Source organism: Pseudomonas sp. JV241A (assembly GCF_900275665.1).
Classification (GTDB): Bacteria; Pseudomonadota; Gammaproteobacteria; order Pseudomonadales; family Pseudomonadaceae; genus Aquipseudomonas; species Aquipseudomonas wadenswilerensis.
In genome coordinates, this window is the sequence record NZ_OPYO01000016.1 from 39,383 (window position 1) to 52,176 (window position 12,794).

General features: G+C 64.6%; 13 protein-coding genes. 9 read left to right on the forward strand and 4 right to left on the reverse strand.

Going from position 1 to position 12,794, the window contains the following annotated elements:
- Nucleotides 1–11 precede the first annotated feature (11 nt).
- The 9 genes from narH (at nt 12) to JV241A_RS10620 (ending at nt 9,623) form a co-directional block, all read left to right on the forward strand.
- The gene (gene narH, locus JV241A_RS10580; RefSeq protein ID WP_038995541.1) at nt 12–1,550 is read left to right on the forward strand and encodes a nitrate reductase subunit beta; all 1,539 of its coding nucleotides are present in this window, start codon (nt 12–14) and stop codon (nt 1,548–1,550) included.
- Between the two features lie 2 nt (nt 1,551–1,552).
- The gene (gene narJ / locus JV241A_RS10585; RefSeq protein WP_134062372.1) at nt 1,553–2,308 is read left to right on the forward strand and encodes a nitrate reductase molybdenum cofactor assembly chaperone; all 756 of its coding nucleotides are present in this window, start codon (nt 1,553–1,555) and stop codon (nt 2,306–2,308) included.
- Nucleotides 2,301–2,981: a respiratory nitrate reductase subunit gamma gene (gene narI / locus JV241A_RS10590; protein ID WP_115086380.1), complete on the forward strand. Its 681-nt coding sequence runs from the start codon at nt 2,301–2,303 to the stop codon at nt 2,979–2,981. Before narJ ends, narI begins: the two co-directional genes overlap by 8 nt.
- 10 nt (nt 2,982–2,991) lie before the next feature.
- Nucleotides 2,992–3,909, forward strand: coding sequence for a peptidylprolyl isomerase (locus tag JV241A_RS10595; RefSeq protein ID WP_115086381.1), 918 nt, complete (start codon nt 2,992–2,994; stop codon nt 3,907–3,909).
- Between the two features lie 10 nt (nt 3,910–3,919).
- Nucleotides 3,920–4,912, forward strand: a complete 993-nt coding sequence (gene moaA / locus JV241A_RS10600) for a GTP 3',8-cyclase MoaA (RefSeq protein WP_134062374.1) — start codon at nt 3,920–3,922, stop codon at nt 4,910–4,912.
- A 172-nt stretch (nt 4,913–5,084) separates the two neighbouring features.
- A complete protein-coding gene (locus tag JV241A_RS10605; protein ID WP_134062376.1) occupies nt 5,085–7,097 on the forward strand; it encodes a ribonucleoside triphosphate reductase in 2,013 nt (670 codons plus the stop codon).
- 34 nt (nt 7,098–7,131) lie between these two features.
- Nucleotides 7,132–7,299, forward strand: a complete 168-nt coding sequence (gene nrdD, locus JV241A_RS27810; RefSeq protein WP_115086384.1) for an anaerobic ribonucleoside-triphosphate reductase — start codon at nt 7,132–7,134, stop codon at nt 7,297–7,299.
- Complete coding sequence (locus JV241A_RS10615; protein WP_115086385.1) at nt 7,296–7,991, forward strand: anaerobic ribonucleoside-triphosphate reductase activating protein; 696 nt, start codon at nt 7,296–7,298, stop codon at nt 7,989–7,991. The genes nrdD and JV241A_RS10615 overlap by 4 nt, the downstream gene beginning before the upstream one ends.
- Nucleotides 7,992–8,003: 12 nt before the next feature.
- Nucleotides 8,004–9,623, forward strand: coding sequence for a methyl-accepting chemotaxis protein (locus tag JV241A_RS10620; protein WP_115086386.1), 1,620 nt, complete (start codon nt 8,004–8,006; stop codon nt 9,621–9,623).
- On the opposite strand, the gene JV241A_RS10625 is transcribed toward JV241A_RS10620, so the two are convergent.
- Genes JV241A_RS10625 through JV241A_RS10640 form a run of 4 tightly spaced genes read right to left on the reverse strand, consistent with a single transcriptional unit; the run spans nt 9,620 to nt 12,713 of the window.
- Nucleotides 9,620–10,999, reverse strand: coding sequence for a 4Fe-4S binding protein (locus JV241A_RS10625; RefSeq protein WP_115086387.1), 1,380 nt, complete (start codon nt 10,997–10,999; stop codon nt 9,620–9,622). The genes JV241A_RS10620 and JV241A_RS10625 overlap by 4 nt on opposite strands.
- Complete coding sequence (locus JV241A_RS10630) at nt 10,987–11,841, reverse strand: FTR1 family protein (RefSeq protein WP_115086388.1); 855 nt, start codon at nt 11,839–11,841, stop codon at nt 10,987–10,989. The genes JV241A_RS10625 and JV241A_RS10630 overlap by 13 nt, the downstream gene beginning before the upstream one ends.
- A gap of 20 nt (nt 11,842–11,861) precedes the next feature.
- Nucleotides 11,862–12,182, reverse strand: a complete 321-nt coding sequence (locus tag JV241A_RS10635; RefSeq protein WP_115086389.1) for a cupredoxin domain-containing protein — start codon at nt 12,180–12,182, stop codon at nt 11,862–11,864.
- Complete coding sequence (locus JV241A_RS10640; protein ID WP_134062378.1) at nt 12,183–12,713, reverse strand: iron transporter; 531 nt, start codon at nt 12,711–12,713, stop codon at nt 12,183–12,185.
- Between the last annotated feature and the right edge of the window lie 81 nt (nt 12,714–12,794).

The following is a 12,794-nucleotide window of genomic DNA, read 5'->3' on the forward strand; positions in this document are numbered from 1 at the left end:
GGAGTGCTGTCATGAAGATCCGTTCACAAATTGGCATGGTCCTGAACCTGGACAAATGCATCGGTTGCCACACTTGTTCGATCACCTGCAAGAACGTCTGGACCAGCCGTGAAGGCATGGAGTACGCCTGGTTCAACAACGTTGAATCCAAGCCCGGGGTCGGCTACCCGAAAGAGTGGGAAAACCAGGACAAGTGGAAGGGCGGCTGGGTGCGCAACGCCAACGGCTCGATCAACCCGCGCATCGGCGGCAAGTTCCGGGTGCTGGCGAACATCTTCGCCAACCCCGACCTGCCGAGCCTGGATGACTATTACGAGCCGTTCGACTTCGACTACCAGCACCTGCACACCGCGCCCCTGGGCGAGCACCAGCCGACGGCGCGGCCGCGCTCGGTGGTGTCCGGCAAGCGCATGGAGAAGATCGAGTGGGGCCCGAACTGGGAAGAGATCCTCGGCACCGAGTTCGCCAAGCGGCGCAAGGACAAGAACTTCGACCAGATCCAGGCCGACATTTACGGTGAGTACGAAAACACCTTCATGATGTACCTGCCGCGCCTGTGCGAGCACTGCCTGAACCCGGCGTGCGCGGCGTCCTGCCCGAGCGGGGCGATCTACAAGCGCGAAGAGGACGGTATCGTCCTCATCGACCAGGAAAAATGCCGCGGCTGGCGCATGTGCATCAGTGGCTGCCCGTACAAGAAGATCTACTTCAACTGGAAGAGCGGCAAGTCCGAGAAGTGCATCTTCTGCTACCCGCGCATCGAGGCCGGCATGCCCACTGTGTGTGCCGAAACCTGCGTGGGCCGTATCCGCTACCTCGGTGTGCTGCTGTATGACGCCGACCGCATCGCGGAAGTGGCGAGCACCGCCAACGAGCACGACTTGTACGAGAAGCAGCTGGAGATCTTCCTCGACCCCAACGACCCGGCGGTGATCCGCCAGGCCCTGGAGGACGGCGTACCGCAGTCGGTGATCGACGCCGCGCAACGCTCGCCGGTGTACAAGATGGCCGTCGACTGGAAGCTGGCGCTGCCGCTGCACCCGGAATACCGCACCTTGCCGATGGTCTGGTACGTGCCGCCGCTGTCGCCGATCCAGAACGCCGCAGCTGCCGGCACCGTGGGCATGAACGGGGTGATCCCGGATGTCGACAGCCTGCGCATCCCGCTGCGCTACCTGGCCAACCTGCTGACCGCCGGCGACGAAAAACCGGTGAAGCGCGCCCTCAAGCGCCTGCTGGCCATGCGCGCCTACAAGCGTGCCGAGCAGGTCGAAGGCGTCCAGGACCTCAAGGTGCTCAGCGACGTCGGCTTGAGCGTGAACCAGGTCGAGGAGATGTACCGCTACCTGGCCATCGCCAACTACGAAGACCGTTACGTGGTACCGAGTGCCCACCGCGAAGAGGCCATGAGCGACGCCTTCGCCGAGCGCTCCGGTTGTGGCTTCAGCTTCGGCAGCGGCTGCAGCGGCAGCTCCGACACCAACATGTTCGGGGCGAAGAAGGCCAACCGCCGCGACATCCTCAAAACCGTACAGCTGTGGGAGGAATGAGCATGCGCATCCTTAAAGTGATTTCGCTGCTGCTCGATTACCCGAGCGAAACCCTGGTTGCCGGCCGCGACGAGCTGGAGCAGGCGATCATCCAGGCGCGGGAAATCAGCCCGCGCCAGCGCGGCGCCCTGTTCGAGCTGCTGGAGCTGATCTGCAACAACGACCTGATGGATGGCCAGGAACACTACGGCGCGCTGTTCGGCCGTGGCCGTTCGTTGTCGCTGTTGCTGTTCGAGCATGTGCATGGCGAGTCCCGCGACCGCGGCCAGGCCATGGTCGACATGCTCGCCCAGTACGAAGACGCGGGCTTTGCCATCGGCGTCAAGGAGCTGCCGGACTACATCCCGCTGTACCTGGAATACCTCTCGACCCGCGAAGACCTCGAGGCCCGCGAGGGCCTCGCCGATGTCGCGCACCTGCTGGCGCTGCTTGCCGCACGCCTGGAGGAGCGCGAGAGCGCCTACGCCAGTTGCTTCCGGGCGCTGCTGCAGATTGCCGGTGCCGAGCCGCACCAGGCGGTGGCCGACCTGCGCGAACAGGTGGCCGCCGAGCAACGCGATGACTCCCTCGAAGCCCTGGACAAGATCTGGGAAGAAGAGGCGGTGGACTTTCTCAAGGCTGAGCAGCAGGAGCGCTGCAGCTCAATGCCAAGCGCGCCGGGCAAGGCCCGGGAAGAGAGCGCGGTACCGCTGCACTGGGTCGATTTTCAGCATCAGGGCCAGGCCAGCGCGCCGGCCGGGGAGGTGAGCAATGTCTAAGTGGAACCTGTTGTTGTTCGGGGTGTATCCCTATGTGGCGCTGGCGATTTGCTTGCTTGGCAGCTGGGCGCGATTCGACCTGTCGCAGTACAGCTGGAAGGCCGGCTCCAGCCAGATGCTCGACAAGCGCGGCATGCGCGTGGCGAGCAACTTCTTTCACATCGGCGTGCTGTTCGTCCTGGCCGGGCATTTTGTCGGCCTGCTGACCCCGGCGTCGGTCTATCACCATGTGATCAGCACCGAGCACAAGCAGCTGCTGGCAATGGTCTCCGGGGGCTTCTTCGGCCTGCTGTGCCTGATCGGCCTGATCATGCTGCTGCACCGGCGCCTGACCGAGCCGCGGGTACGCGCCACCTCCAGCACCTCGGACATCCTGATTTTGCTGGTATTGCTGGCGCAACTGGTGCTCGGCTTGCTGACCATCGTCGCCTCCACCGGCCATATGGACGGCTCGGTGATGGTGATGCTCGCCGACTGGGCGCAGAACACCGTGCTGCTGCGCCCGGTTGAAGCGGCGGCAGCGATTGCCCCGGTCAGCCTGGTGTACAAGCTGCACGTGCTGCTGGGCCTGACCCTGTTCGTGCTGTTCCCCTTCACCCGCCTGGTGCACATCGTCAGCGCGCCGGTGTGGTACCTGGGGCGGCGCTATCAAATCGTTCGGCAGAAAGCCTGAGGAGGTTGCCATGACTAGCGGATGTGGATGTGGTGGCGGTAACGGCGGTGGCGGTGGTTGCGCGTCTTCGACGGTCCTTGAAACCGCGCCAAGTGCCCTGGCGGTGGAGCTCGAGCCGCCGGCGCAACTGATCGCCAGCAGTGAACAGGAATGGCCGATCATCAGCGTCAACGGTGTATCCCTCAGCCCCGAGGCGTTGGCCCAGGAGCTGCAATACCACCCGGCAGCGGATCGCGAAGAGGCGGTGTACATGGCCGCCCGCGCGTTGGTGATCCGCGAGCTGATGCAGCAGCGGATTGCCGAGCTGGGGCTGCAATTGCAGGTCGGCGCCGGCGAGAACCAGGAGGAGGCGGCCACCCGCTTGCTGCTGGAGCGCGAAGTGCAGGTACCGGTGTGTGACGAGGCCACCTGCCAACGCTACTACCACAGCAACCGCGCGCGCTTTCACAGCGCGCCGCTGCTGGCGGTGCGGCACATCCTGCTGGAGTGTGCGCCGGATGATGCCGAAGCGCGCAGCCTGGCGCTGGCACAGGCCGAGATCCTCCATGAGCGCCTGATGCAATTTCCCGAGCAGTTCGCCGAGCTGGCGCAGAAGTATTCGGCCTGCCCGTCGAAGGCCCAGGGCGGTGAGCTGGGGCAGATCAGCAAGGGCCAGACCGTGCCGGAGCTGGAGCGCCAGCTGTTCACCCTGGCCCCGGGGCTGGCCGGCAAGCCGCTGGAAAGCCGCTACGGCTGGCACCTGGTCAGTGTCGACCTGCGTATCGAAGGCCAGGCCTTGCCTTATGAGGCGGTGGCCACGGCGATTCGCACCCAGTTGCAGCAGGGCGTGTGGCAAAAGGCCCTGGTGCAGTACCTGCAAACCCTGATCGGTGCCGCCGATATTCGCGGCATCCGCTTGCAGGGCGCCGATTCACCGCTGGTGCAATAAGGGGAAGGTGATGAGCACTGTGATGCAGGACGGCTTCGGGCGGCAGATCGATTACTTGCGCATGTCGGTGACCGATCGCTGTGATTTTCGCTGTGTGTACTGCATGGCCAAGCACATGACCTTCCTGCCACGCCAGCAGGTACTGACCCTGGAGGAATTGCAACGCCTGGCCACGCTGTTCGTTGGCCAGGGCGTGCGCAAGATCCGCCTGACCGGTGGCGAGCCGCTGATTCGTCCGGGCATCGTCGAACTGTGCCGTCACATTGCCGCCTTGCCGGGCCTGCGTGAACTGGTGATGACCAGCAACGGCTCGCAACTGCAGCGCCTGGCCCGGCCGCTGGTAGACGCCGGGGTCAAGCGCATGAACATCAGCCTCGATAGCCTGGACGGCGAGCGCTTCCGGGCGATTACCCGCAATGGCGACCTCGACCAGGTGCTGTGCGGCATCGAGGCGGCGCGTGATGCCGGGTTCGAGGGCATCAAACTCAACTGCGTGGTGATGAAAGGGCGCAACTTCGATGAAGTGCTGCCTTTGCTGCAGTACGCCATCGACCAGCGCATCGACATCACCTTCATCGAGGAGATGCCCTTGGGCGAAGTCGGCCGTTCGCGCGGCGAGTCGTTCTGTTCCAGTGATGAGGTGCGGGCGTTGATTGCCAGGCGGCATGCCCTGCTCGACAGCGCCGAGAACAGCGGTGGGCCGGCGCGCTACATGCGTCTGGCGCGGCATCCCGATACGCGTATCGGCTTTATCTCGCCCAACAGTCACAACTTCTGCGCCAGCTGCAACCGGGTGCGGATGACCGTGGAAGGGCGCTTGTTGCTGTGCCTGGGGCAGGAGGATTCGCTGGATTTGCGTGGCTTGTTGCGCCGCTATCCGCTGGATGACCAGCCGATCATCAACGCCCTGCAACAGGCGTTGCGGCGCAAGCCGTTGCGCCATGATTTCAGTGCGCAGGGGGAGGTGCAGATCTTGCGGTTCATGAACATGAGCGGCGGGTGAGGGTGGCCGTCAGGGCCTTATCGCGGGGCAAGCCCGCTCCCACCCTGTAGGAGCGGGCTTGCCCCGCGATTCTTGATATCGATCAATTTCTTCCACCCGCTTTACCCGTAGCCTTCACTGCATATTGTGTTTCCAAATTAATAAACATCTATATGTAGTGTCCGGAGGGCAAATGCACAGCACGCTGATCAGGGTAGGGCATAACCGGTTGCACAAGCGCGACGGCAGCCTGGTGGCCTTCGACGCGGACAAGATCCGCCAGGCGTTGATCGCCGCCGGCAAGGCCACTGGCGAGTATGCCGAAGCTGAGGCAGACGGTTTGCTTGAAGCAGTCCTTGCCCACCTTGAGGGCTACTCCAAGCTGCACGTCGAGCAGATCCAGGACCGGGTCGAGCGGGTGCTGATGGACGCCGGCCACTTCCTTTCGCTACGCGCCTATATCGTCTACCGCGAACAGCATGGGCGCTTGCGCCGTGACCGCAAGACCCTGGTCGAAGTCGCGACCTCGATGAACGAATACCTCAACCGCGAAGACTGGCGGGTGCAGGCCAACGCCAACCAGGGTTATTCCCTCGGCGGGCTGGTGCTCAACGTCTCCGGCAAGGTCACTGCCAACTATTGGCTCGACGAGGTCTACAGCGAAGCCATCGGCCGCGCCCACCGCGAGGCCGACCTGCACATCCATGACCTCGACATGCTCGCCGGCTACTGCGCCGGCTGGTCGCTGCGCAGCCTGCTGCACGAGGGCCTCAATGGCGTGCCCGGGCGGGTTGAGGCCGGGCCGCCCAAGCACCTGAGCAGCGCCCTGGGGCAGATGGTCAACTTTCTCGGCACCCTGCAGAACGAATGGGCCGGGGCCCAGGCGTTCAGTTCGTTCGACACTTACCTCGCGCCCTACGTGCGCAAGGACCAGCTGAGCTTTGAAGAGGTGCGCCAGGCCATCCAGGAGTTCATCTACAACCTCAACGTGCCGTCGCGCTGGGGCACGCAAACGCCCTTTACCAACCTGACCTTTGACTGGGTCTGCCCGCAGGACCTGCGCGAACAGATCCCGGTGATCGGCGGCGAGGAGATGCCCTTTGCCTATGGCGAGCTGCAGGCCGAAATGGACCTGCTCAACCGGGCCTACATCGAGGTGATGCAGGCCGGCGACGCCAAGGGCCGGGTGTTTACCTTCCCGATCCCGACCTACAACATCACCCATGATTTTCCCTGGGACAGCGACAACGCCGAGCGCCTGTTCGAAATGACCGCCCGCTACGGCCTGCCGTACTTCCAGAACTTCCTCAACTCGGACATGCAGCCCAACCAGGTGCGCTCGATGTGCTGTCGCCTGCAGCTGGATGTGCGCGAGCTGCTCAAGCGCGGCGGCGGCCTGTTCGGCTCGGCCGAGCAGACCGGCTCGCTGGGCGTGGTTACGATCAACTGCGCGCGTCTGGGCTACCTGTTCAAAGGTGATGTCAGCGGCCTGCTGCAGCGCCTGGATGCCCTGATGGAACTGGCCATGGAGAGCCTGGAGGTCAAACGCAAGGTGATCCAGCATCACATGGATGCCGGTTTGTACCCGTACACCAAACGCTACCTGGGTACCTTGCGCAATCACTTCTCGACCATTGGCGTCAACGGCCTGCACGAGATGCTGCGCAACTTCAGCGACGACCAGATGGGCCTGCACAGCGCCCAGGGCCGGCGCTTCGCCCTCAACCTGCTGGACCACGTGCGTGCCACCCTGGTGCGCTTCCAGGAAGAAACCGGCCACCTGTACAACCTCGAAGCGACCCCGGCCGAAGGCACCACCTACCGCTTCGCCAAGGAAGACCTCAAGCGCTTCCCCGACATCCTCCAGGCCGGTTGCAGCCAGGCTCCGTACTACACCAACTCATCGCAGCTGCCGGTGGGCTACACCGACGATCCGTTCGAGGCTCTGGAGCTGCAGGACGAGCTGCAATGCAAGTACACCGGCGGCACCGTGCTGCACCTGTACATGGCCGAGCGGATCTCCTCGGCCCAGGCCTGCAAGCAACTGGTGCGCAGGGCCCTGGAGCGCTTCCGCCTGCCGTACCTGACGATCACCCCGACGTTTTCCATCTGCCCGGTACACGGCTACCTGGATGGCGAACATGAGTTCTGCCCCAAGTGCGACGAGGCGCTGTTGCTGGCTCAGCAGCAGGGCAGCGTGCATTGACCCCGCTTTACCCCCAACTGCAAGGAGCTTCAACATGACTGCACAGCAATCCCTGCCCGTGGCGCAACGCCAACGGTGCGAAGTCTGGACCCGGGTCATGGGCTATCACCGCCCGGTGTCGGCGTTCAACCCCGGCAAACAGTCCGAGCACCAGGAACGGCTGCATTTCAATGAGGGCGCGGCAACGGCCGGGCACCGATGAATCGAGTGCTGCGGGTCGGGGGCATGGTGCCCCTGACCACCCTCGATTACCCCGGCAGGCTGGCCTGTGTGCTGTTCTGCCAGGGCTGCGCCTGGCGTTGCCGTTATTGCCACAACCCGCAACTGATCCCGCCCCGGGGTAGTGATGAACTGCCCTGGGCGCAGGTGCTGGAGTTTTTGCAGCGGCGACGGGGCCTGCTCGACGCCGTGGTGTTCAGTGGCGGCGAACCGACCTTGCAGGACAGCCTGGCAGAGGCCATGGCCCAGGTGCGGGCCATGGGCTTTGCCATCGGCCTGCACAGTGCCGGGATCAAGCCCGAGGCCTTTGCCCGGGTATTGCCCGGCACCGATTGGGTGGGCTTTGACGTCAAGGCGCTGGCCGAGGACGGCCAGGCGGTCACCGGCGTGCGCGGCAGCGGCCAGGCCAACTGGCGCAGCCTCGACTACCTGCTGGCCAGCGGCGTCGACTATGAATGCCGCACCACGGTGCACTGGCACCTGATCGATCCCCTCCGACTCATCACCCTGGCCCGGCGCTTGAACGCGCTCGGGGTCAAACGCTTCGTCGTGCAGTTGGTGCGCACGGCACGCATGCTCGATGCGCAATTGCCCAGTGCTTCGGCACAAAGCTTGCTGCCCGAGCTGTGGGGCACCCTCCACGCGCTGTTTCCCGTGTTTGAAGTACGCGACTAGTAAGGCTTTGAAATGACCAGATTGACCACAGCACAACGTATCCTCATCGGCTTTGCCATCGCGCCCCTGGCGCTCCTTGGCCTGGCTTTCTATGCACTGCACGATCTGGCCACGCTCAAGGAGCAGGCGGTGGTGATCGTCAAACAGGACTGGCCGAAGATCGAGCCGATCATGGTCATTGCCACCGGCGTGCGCGACAACGCGCGCAACACCCGCGACCTGCTGATCGACAAGGACAACCTGCAGGTGCAGCAGGCCATCGACACCACCAAGCAGCGCATCAGCCAGGCCCTGGCGACGCTCGAGCCGTTGTTCTACCTGCCCGAAGGCAAGGCCGCCTATGCCGCGCTGAAAGCCAGCCGCGAAGCGTATGTCGCTGCCTTCACCCAGGTGCAGACCCTGATTCGCCAGGGCGATGGGCAAGCGGCGATGGCCCAGCTCAAGCAGCAGGTGGTGCCCGCCGAGCGCGAGGTCTACAAGAACCTGGAAACCCTGATGGCCCTGCAGGGGCAGATTTTCGTCGAGCGCGAACAAGCTGCGCAGGCGCTCTACAACGATGCCCGGCTGAACATGCTCGGGCTGTTCGCGTTGTGCCTGGTGGCGGTGCTTGCCGCCGCGCTGGTGGTGACCCGCAGTGTGACCCGGCCGCTGGGTGGCGAGCCGGATACCGCCGCACGGGTGCTGAGCCAGATCGCCCAGGGCGACCTGACCATCGAGGTACCGACCCACGCCAGCGCCGACGGCAGCGTGATGCTCAACATGCATGAAATGCAGCAGAGCCTCAATGGCATGGTCAAGCACATCGCCGCCTCGGTGGAGCGCGTTGCCAGCTCCTCCGAGGAGCTCAGTGCGGTCAGTAGCCAGACCAGCAGCAGCCTGCAGTTGCAGGGCCTGGAAATCGAGCAGGCAGCGGCAGCGGTCAACGAGATGACTGCTGCGGTGGACGAGGTGGCGCGCAACGCGGTGAGCACCAGCGAAGCCTCGAAGGTCTCCGAGCAAACCGCCCAGCGTGGTCGTGAACAGGTGCGCGAGACGGTAGCCTCGATCACCGCCCTGGCCGATGACGTCAACGATACCTCCGGGCGCATCCAGCAACTGGCCGGGCGCGTGCAGGACATCAGCACCGTGCTGGATGTGATCCGCAGCATTGCCGAACAGACCAACCTGCTGGCGCTCAACGCTGCGATCGAAGCGGCCCGGGCCGGTGATGCCGGGCGCGGCTTTGCCGTGGTTGCCGATGAGGTGCGGGCCTTGGCCCATCGCACCCAGGTCTCGACCCAGGAGATCGAGCAGATGATCGGCAATATCCGCCAGGACACCGGCCAGGCGGTGACCGCCATGCTCAGCAGCAGCGAGCGGGTACACACCACCCTGGAGGTGGCGCAGCGTGCCGGTGAAGCGCTGGAGGCGATCACCCAGTCGATCTCGCAGATCAACGAGCGCAACATGATGATCGCCAGCGCCACCGAAGAGCAGGCCCTGGTGGCCCGCGAAGTGGACCGCAACCTGGTGGGCATCCGCAACCTGTCCGAACAGGTGCTGCTCGGTGCGCAACACACCGACACCGCCGGCCAGGACCTGGCGCAGATGGCCGGCAGCCTGAGCCAGACCGTGGCGCGCTTCAAGGTCTAGCTCCAGCCCCAGAACTGCAACCACCCGCCATAGCCCACTGCGGCGACGGCCAGCAACAGGCAAGCGCTGGCGCCGCAACGGCGCCAGCCACGGATATGTTGCGCTGCCAGCAGCTTGCTCGCCAACAGCAGGCTCCAGCCCAAGGCCGCGATCAACAACGTGGCCCTGGCCGGCTGTACCCAGTCCAGCAGCAAGCCCTCAAAGCGCAGCAACTTCACCGTGGTGGCCGACAAGCCAAGGAACAGCCCTGCACCACCCAGGGGCGTCAGGCACAGGCTCAGGGGCCAATACAGGGCAGGATTGCCCGCCAGCCGCGCGGCCAGGCGCAGCAGGATCAGCAGCCCGCCGCCGAGCAGCAGGGCACTGCCACACAGGTACACGACGATACTGAAGCCGTCGAGCCAGCTGAAACTGTCGTTGAGTTGCGGGTAATGGGTCAGCAGCCACCAGGGCGCGTTGTCCTGTAGCGGCCAGAGCAGCTCATGCTCCACCAGCCAGTTGGCCAGCCATTGCTTGAGGGCGATGAACCAGGGGCTGACTGTCCATTGGAAGGCGCCCATGGCCAGGCCGATCACCCCGAACAGCAGCAAGCGGGTGTCCCAGGGCGAGGGGGTGTGGGTGGCCGATTCAAGGATCTCCTGGTTGCTGGAGCGGGCGATCAGTTGCACCGCGCCGCGTTGCCCGCTGCAGCGGCCACAGGCATGGCAATCACGGGCGCCGCGCATCCGCCGGATGTCCAGCAGCGGGGCGCAGTTGGGCGGTGGCAGGCGTGGCCCGGCGTTGGCTTGCCAGCGCTGTTCATCGACCTGAAAGTGCACCGGCGCCAGCCGGGCGAGCAGGGCGAAGACCCCGCTGACCGGGCACAGGTAGCGGCACCAGATGCGCTTGCCACGCACGAACAGCACACCGACCAGCACCGCCGCCAGGGTCGAGCCGCCGAGAATCAGCAGCGCCGCCTGGGCGTAGTCATAGACGCTGATCAATTGGCCGTAGAGGGTGGTCAGGCAGAACGCCAGGGTCGGCCAGCCACCCCAGCGCAGCCAGCGTGGCACGCCCATGCCCCGGCCATACTGGCTGGCCCATTCGCTCAGCGCGCCTTCCGGGCAGAGCACGCCGCACCAGAGCCTGCCGAACAGCACGATCGACAGCAGCACGAATGGCCACCAGATACCCCAGAACAGGAACTGGGCGAGCAGGGTCAGGTTATCCAGCATGCGTGCCTGGCTGTTCGGTAAAGGTAGAAATGCCGGCAGCACTAGCAGCAGGGCGTAGAACAGCACAACCGCCCATTGAAGTACCCTGATCACCCCGGCGTTGCGCCGCATGCCGTCGCCCAGGCGTTGTAGCCAGCGATTGTGCAAGCTCAGGCTGGACATGCTTGGGCGCCTGTCCTGCGCTGCAGCAACCAGCAGCCGACACTCAGCCAGTAGCCGCAGAGCACCAGCAGGGTGAGCGCGCTGGGGCTCGCCCGGTAGCCGGCGAAACCTGCGAGAAAACTGCCCGGGCCGTGACTGTCGCTGAGCCAGGCGCTGCTGTCCCAAAGGGCGTCGCCGACCAGGCTGTAAGCCATCTCCGGCAGGTCCCAAGCCAGCAACTGGCCGCCGATGCGTTCGCTCGCACTGACCAGCAGCCCGGCAGCCAGCAGCAGCAACAGCGCTTCGCTGATGGCAAAGAAACGCCGCCAGGAAACAAATCGCCGGCTGCTGTGCAGCAGGGCGATGGACAAGCCCGACAACACCAGCCCGGCAACCCCGCCGATGGCAAACAGGCCCAGTTGCGTGCCGTGCAGGCGTGCGCCGGCCCCATACAGAAAGACCACGGTTTCGCTGCCTTCCCGGCTGACTGCCAGCATGGCCAGAAGCAACAGGCCGATGCCGCCCTGGCGCGCCAGTTGCCGATCAGCATGGCGGCGCAAGTCATCCTTGAGTGAGCGGGCGTGGCGATGCATCCAGCCGACCATCTGCACCATCAGCAGACTGGCGACCAGCGCCATGCCGGCCTGGAACCATTCGTTGCCGGCGCCACTCATGGCCTCGCCGGCAAACAGGATCAGCAGCGCCAGCAGCGCCGACAACAGCAGGCCCAGGGCCACGCCAGCCCACAGAAACCCCAGCAGGCGCTGAGCGCGTTGTTGCTGGTCGGCCCAGGCCTGGAGAATGCCGATCACCAGCAGCGCCTCGACGCTTTCGCGCCAGACGATGAACAAGGCTTGATTCATGGAAACTCCCTGCAGCAGCGTTATTTGGCGAGGATGCCGCCCTCGGGCAACTGCGGATTGAATTCGTCGAAGAACGGATAGTGGCCGGGGCGCAACGGGTGAATGACGACAAAGCTGGTCACCCCGGGCGACAGCACTTTTTCCACCCGCAGCGGCGTGCTTTCGAATTCCGCCGGGCCCTCGCCGAGGTTTTTCAGGACGATCTTGAAACGCTGACCGGCCGGCACCTCGAGCAGCGCAGGGGTGAAGTGGCCGTCGCGCAGGATCAGCTCGAAACTCGGCAGCGGCGCGGCGCTCAGCGGCAAGGCCGCACAAGCGAGCAACAGGGCCATGGCCTTCATTCAATAACCGCCTTTCTTGCCGATCCCGGCATAAACGAATTCGTAGTGCAGTTCGCAGCGCTCGAACCAGGGGTCGACGCCGGTTTCCTTGTCGGTATGGCGTCCGAGCGAGCCGTGGCCGGCCGGCGGCAGCAGGGTGAAGGTCAACTGGTATTTGCCTGGCCCCTGCAGCTTGACGTTATCGCCATAGTGCGGCCCGTCGTTGGCGACCATGGCGTGGAAGTTACCGCTGATGGGCGTGTGGCTGCCCTGTTTCTGCAGGCTGAAGGCGACATTCAGGTAGGGTACGAAACTGCCTTCCTGAAAGCCCTGGCGGTTGTTTTCAGTGGCGCGCACGTCGGCTTCCAGGTGGATATCGGAGTCGACGGTCGCGCGCATCATCCCGGCCGGGGCCATTTCGATCGGCTGCAGGTACACCGCGCCGACTTCAAGGCCCGGGCACAGTTGCGGCTCGCCGATGGGGTATTCCTTGGCGAACGCCTGCGGGGTGATCAGGAGCAAGGCGAGTGACAACGAGAGGGGCGTACGCATGATGGCTTCCGGGGCTGGGCAGTGGGAGCCCGAGTCTAGGAAGCCTTTGCGCGAATAATAATGATTATTATCAATTTTACC

Bases quoted from the DNA above. Each gene is read 5' to 3' on its own strand.
- JV241A_RS10595 (WP_115086381.1), top strand. From the start codon at position 2,992: ATGACTAGCGGATGTGGATGTGGTGGCGGTAACGGCGGTGGCGGTGGT.
- moaA (WP_134062374.1), top strand. From the start codon at position 3,920: ATGAGCACTGTGATGCAGGACGGCTTCGGGCGGCAGATCGATTACTTG.
- JV241A_RS10630 (WP_115086388.1), bottom strand. From the start codon at position 11,841: ATGAATCAAGCCTTGTTCATCGTCTGGCGCGAAAGCGTCGAGGCGCTG.
- narJ (WP_134062372.1), top strand. From the start codon at position 1,553: ATGCGCATCCTTAAAGTGATTTCGCTGCTGCTCGATTACCCGAGCGAA.
- nrdD (WP_115086384.1), top strand. From the start codon at position 7,132: ATGACTGCACAGCAATCCCTGCCCGTGGCGCAACGCCAACGGTGCGAA.
- JV241A_RS10625 (WP_115086387.1), bottom strand. From the start codon at position 10,999: ATGTCCAGCCTGAGCTTGCACAATCGCTGGCTACAACGCCTGGGCGAC.
- JV241A_RS10605 (WP_134062376.1), top strand. From the start codon at position 5,085: ATGCACAGCACGCTGATCAGGGTAGGGCATAACCGGTTGCACAAGCGC.
- JV241A_RS10615 (WP_115086385.1), top strand. From the start codon at position 7,296: ATGAATCGAGTGCTGCGGGTCGGGGGCATGGTGCCCCTGACCACCCTC.
- JV241A_RS10635 (WP_115086389.1), bottom strand. From the start codon at position 12,182: ATGAAGGCCATGGCCCTGTTGCTCGCTTGTGCGGCCTTGCCGCTGAGC.
- JV241A_RS10640 (WP_134062378.1), bottom strand. From the start codon at position 12,713: ATGCGTACGCCCCTCTCGTTGTCACTCGCCTTGCTCCTGATCACCCCG.
- narH (WP_038995541.1), top strand. From the start codon at position 12: ATGAAGATCCGTTCACAAATTGGCATGGTCCTGAACCTGGACAAATGC.
- JV241A_RS10620 (WP_115086386.1), top strand. From the start codon at position 8,004: ATGACCAGATTGACCACAGCACAACGTATCCTCATCGGCTTTGCCATC.
- narI (WP_115086380.1), top strand. From the start codon at position 2,301: ATGTCTAAGTGGAACCTGTTGTTGTTCGGGGTGTATCCCTATGTGGCG.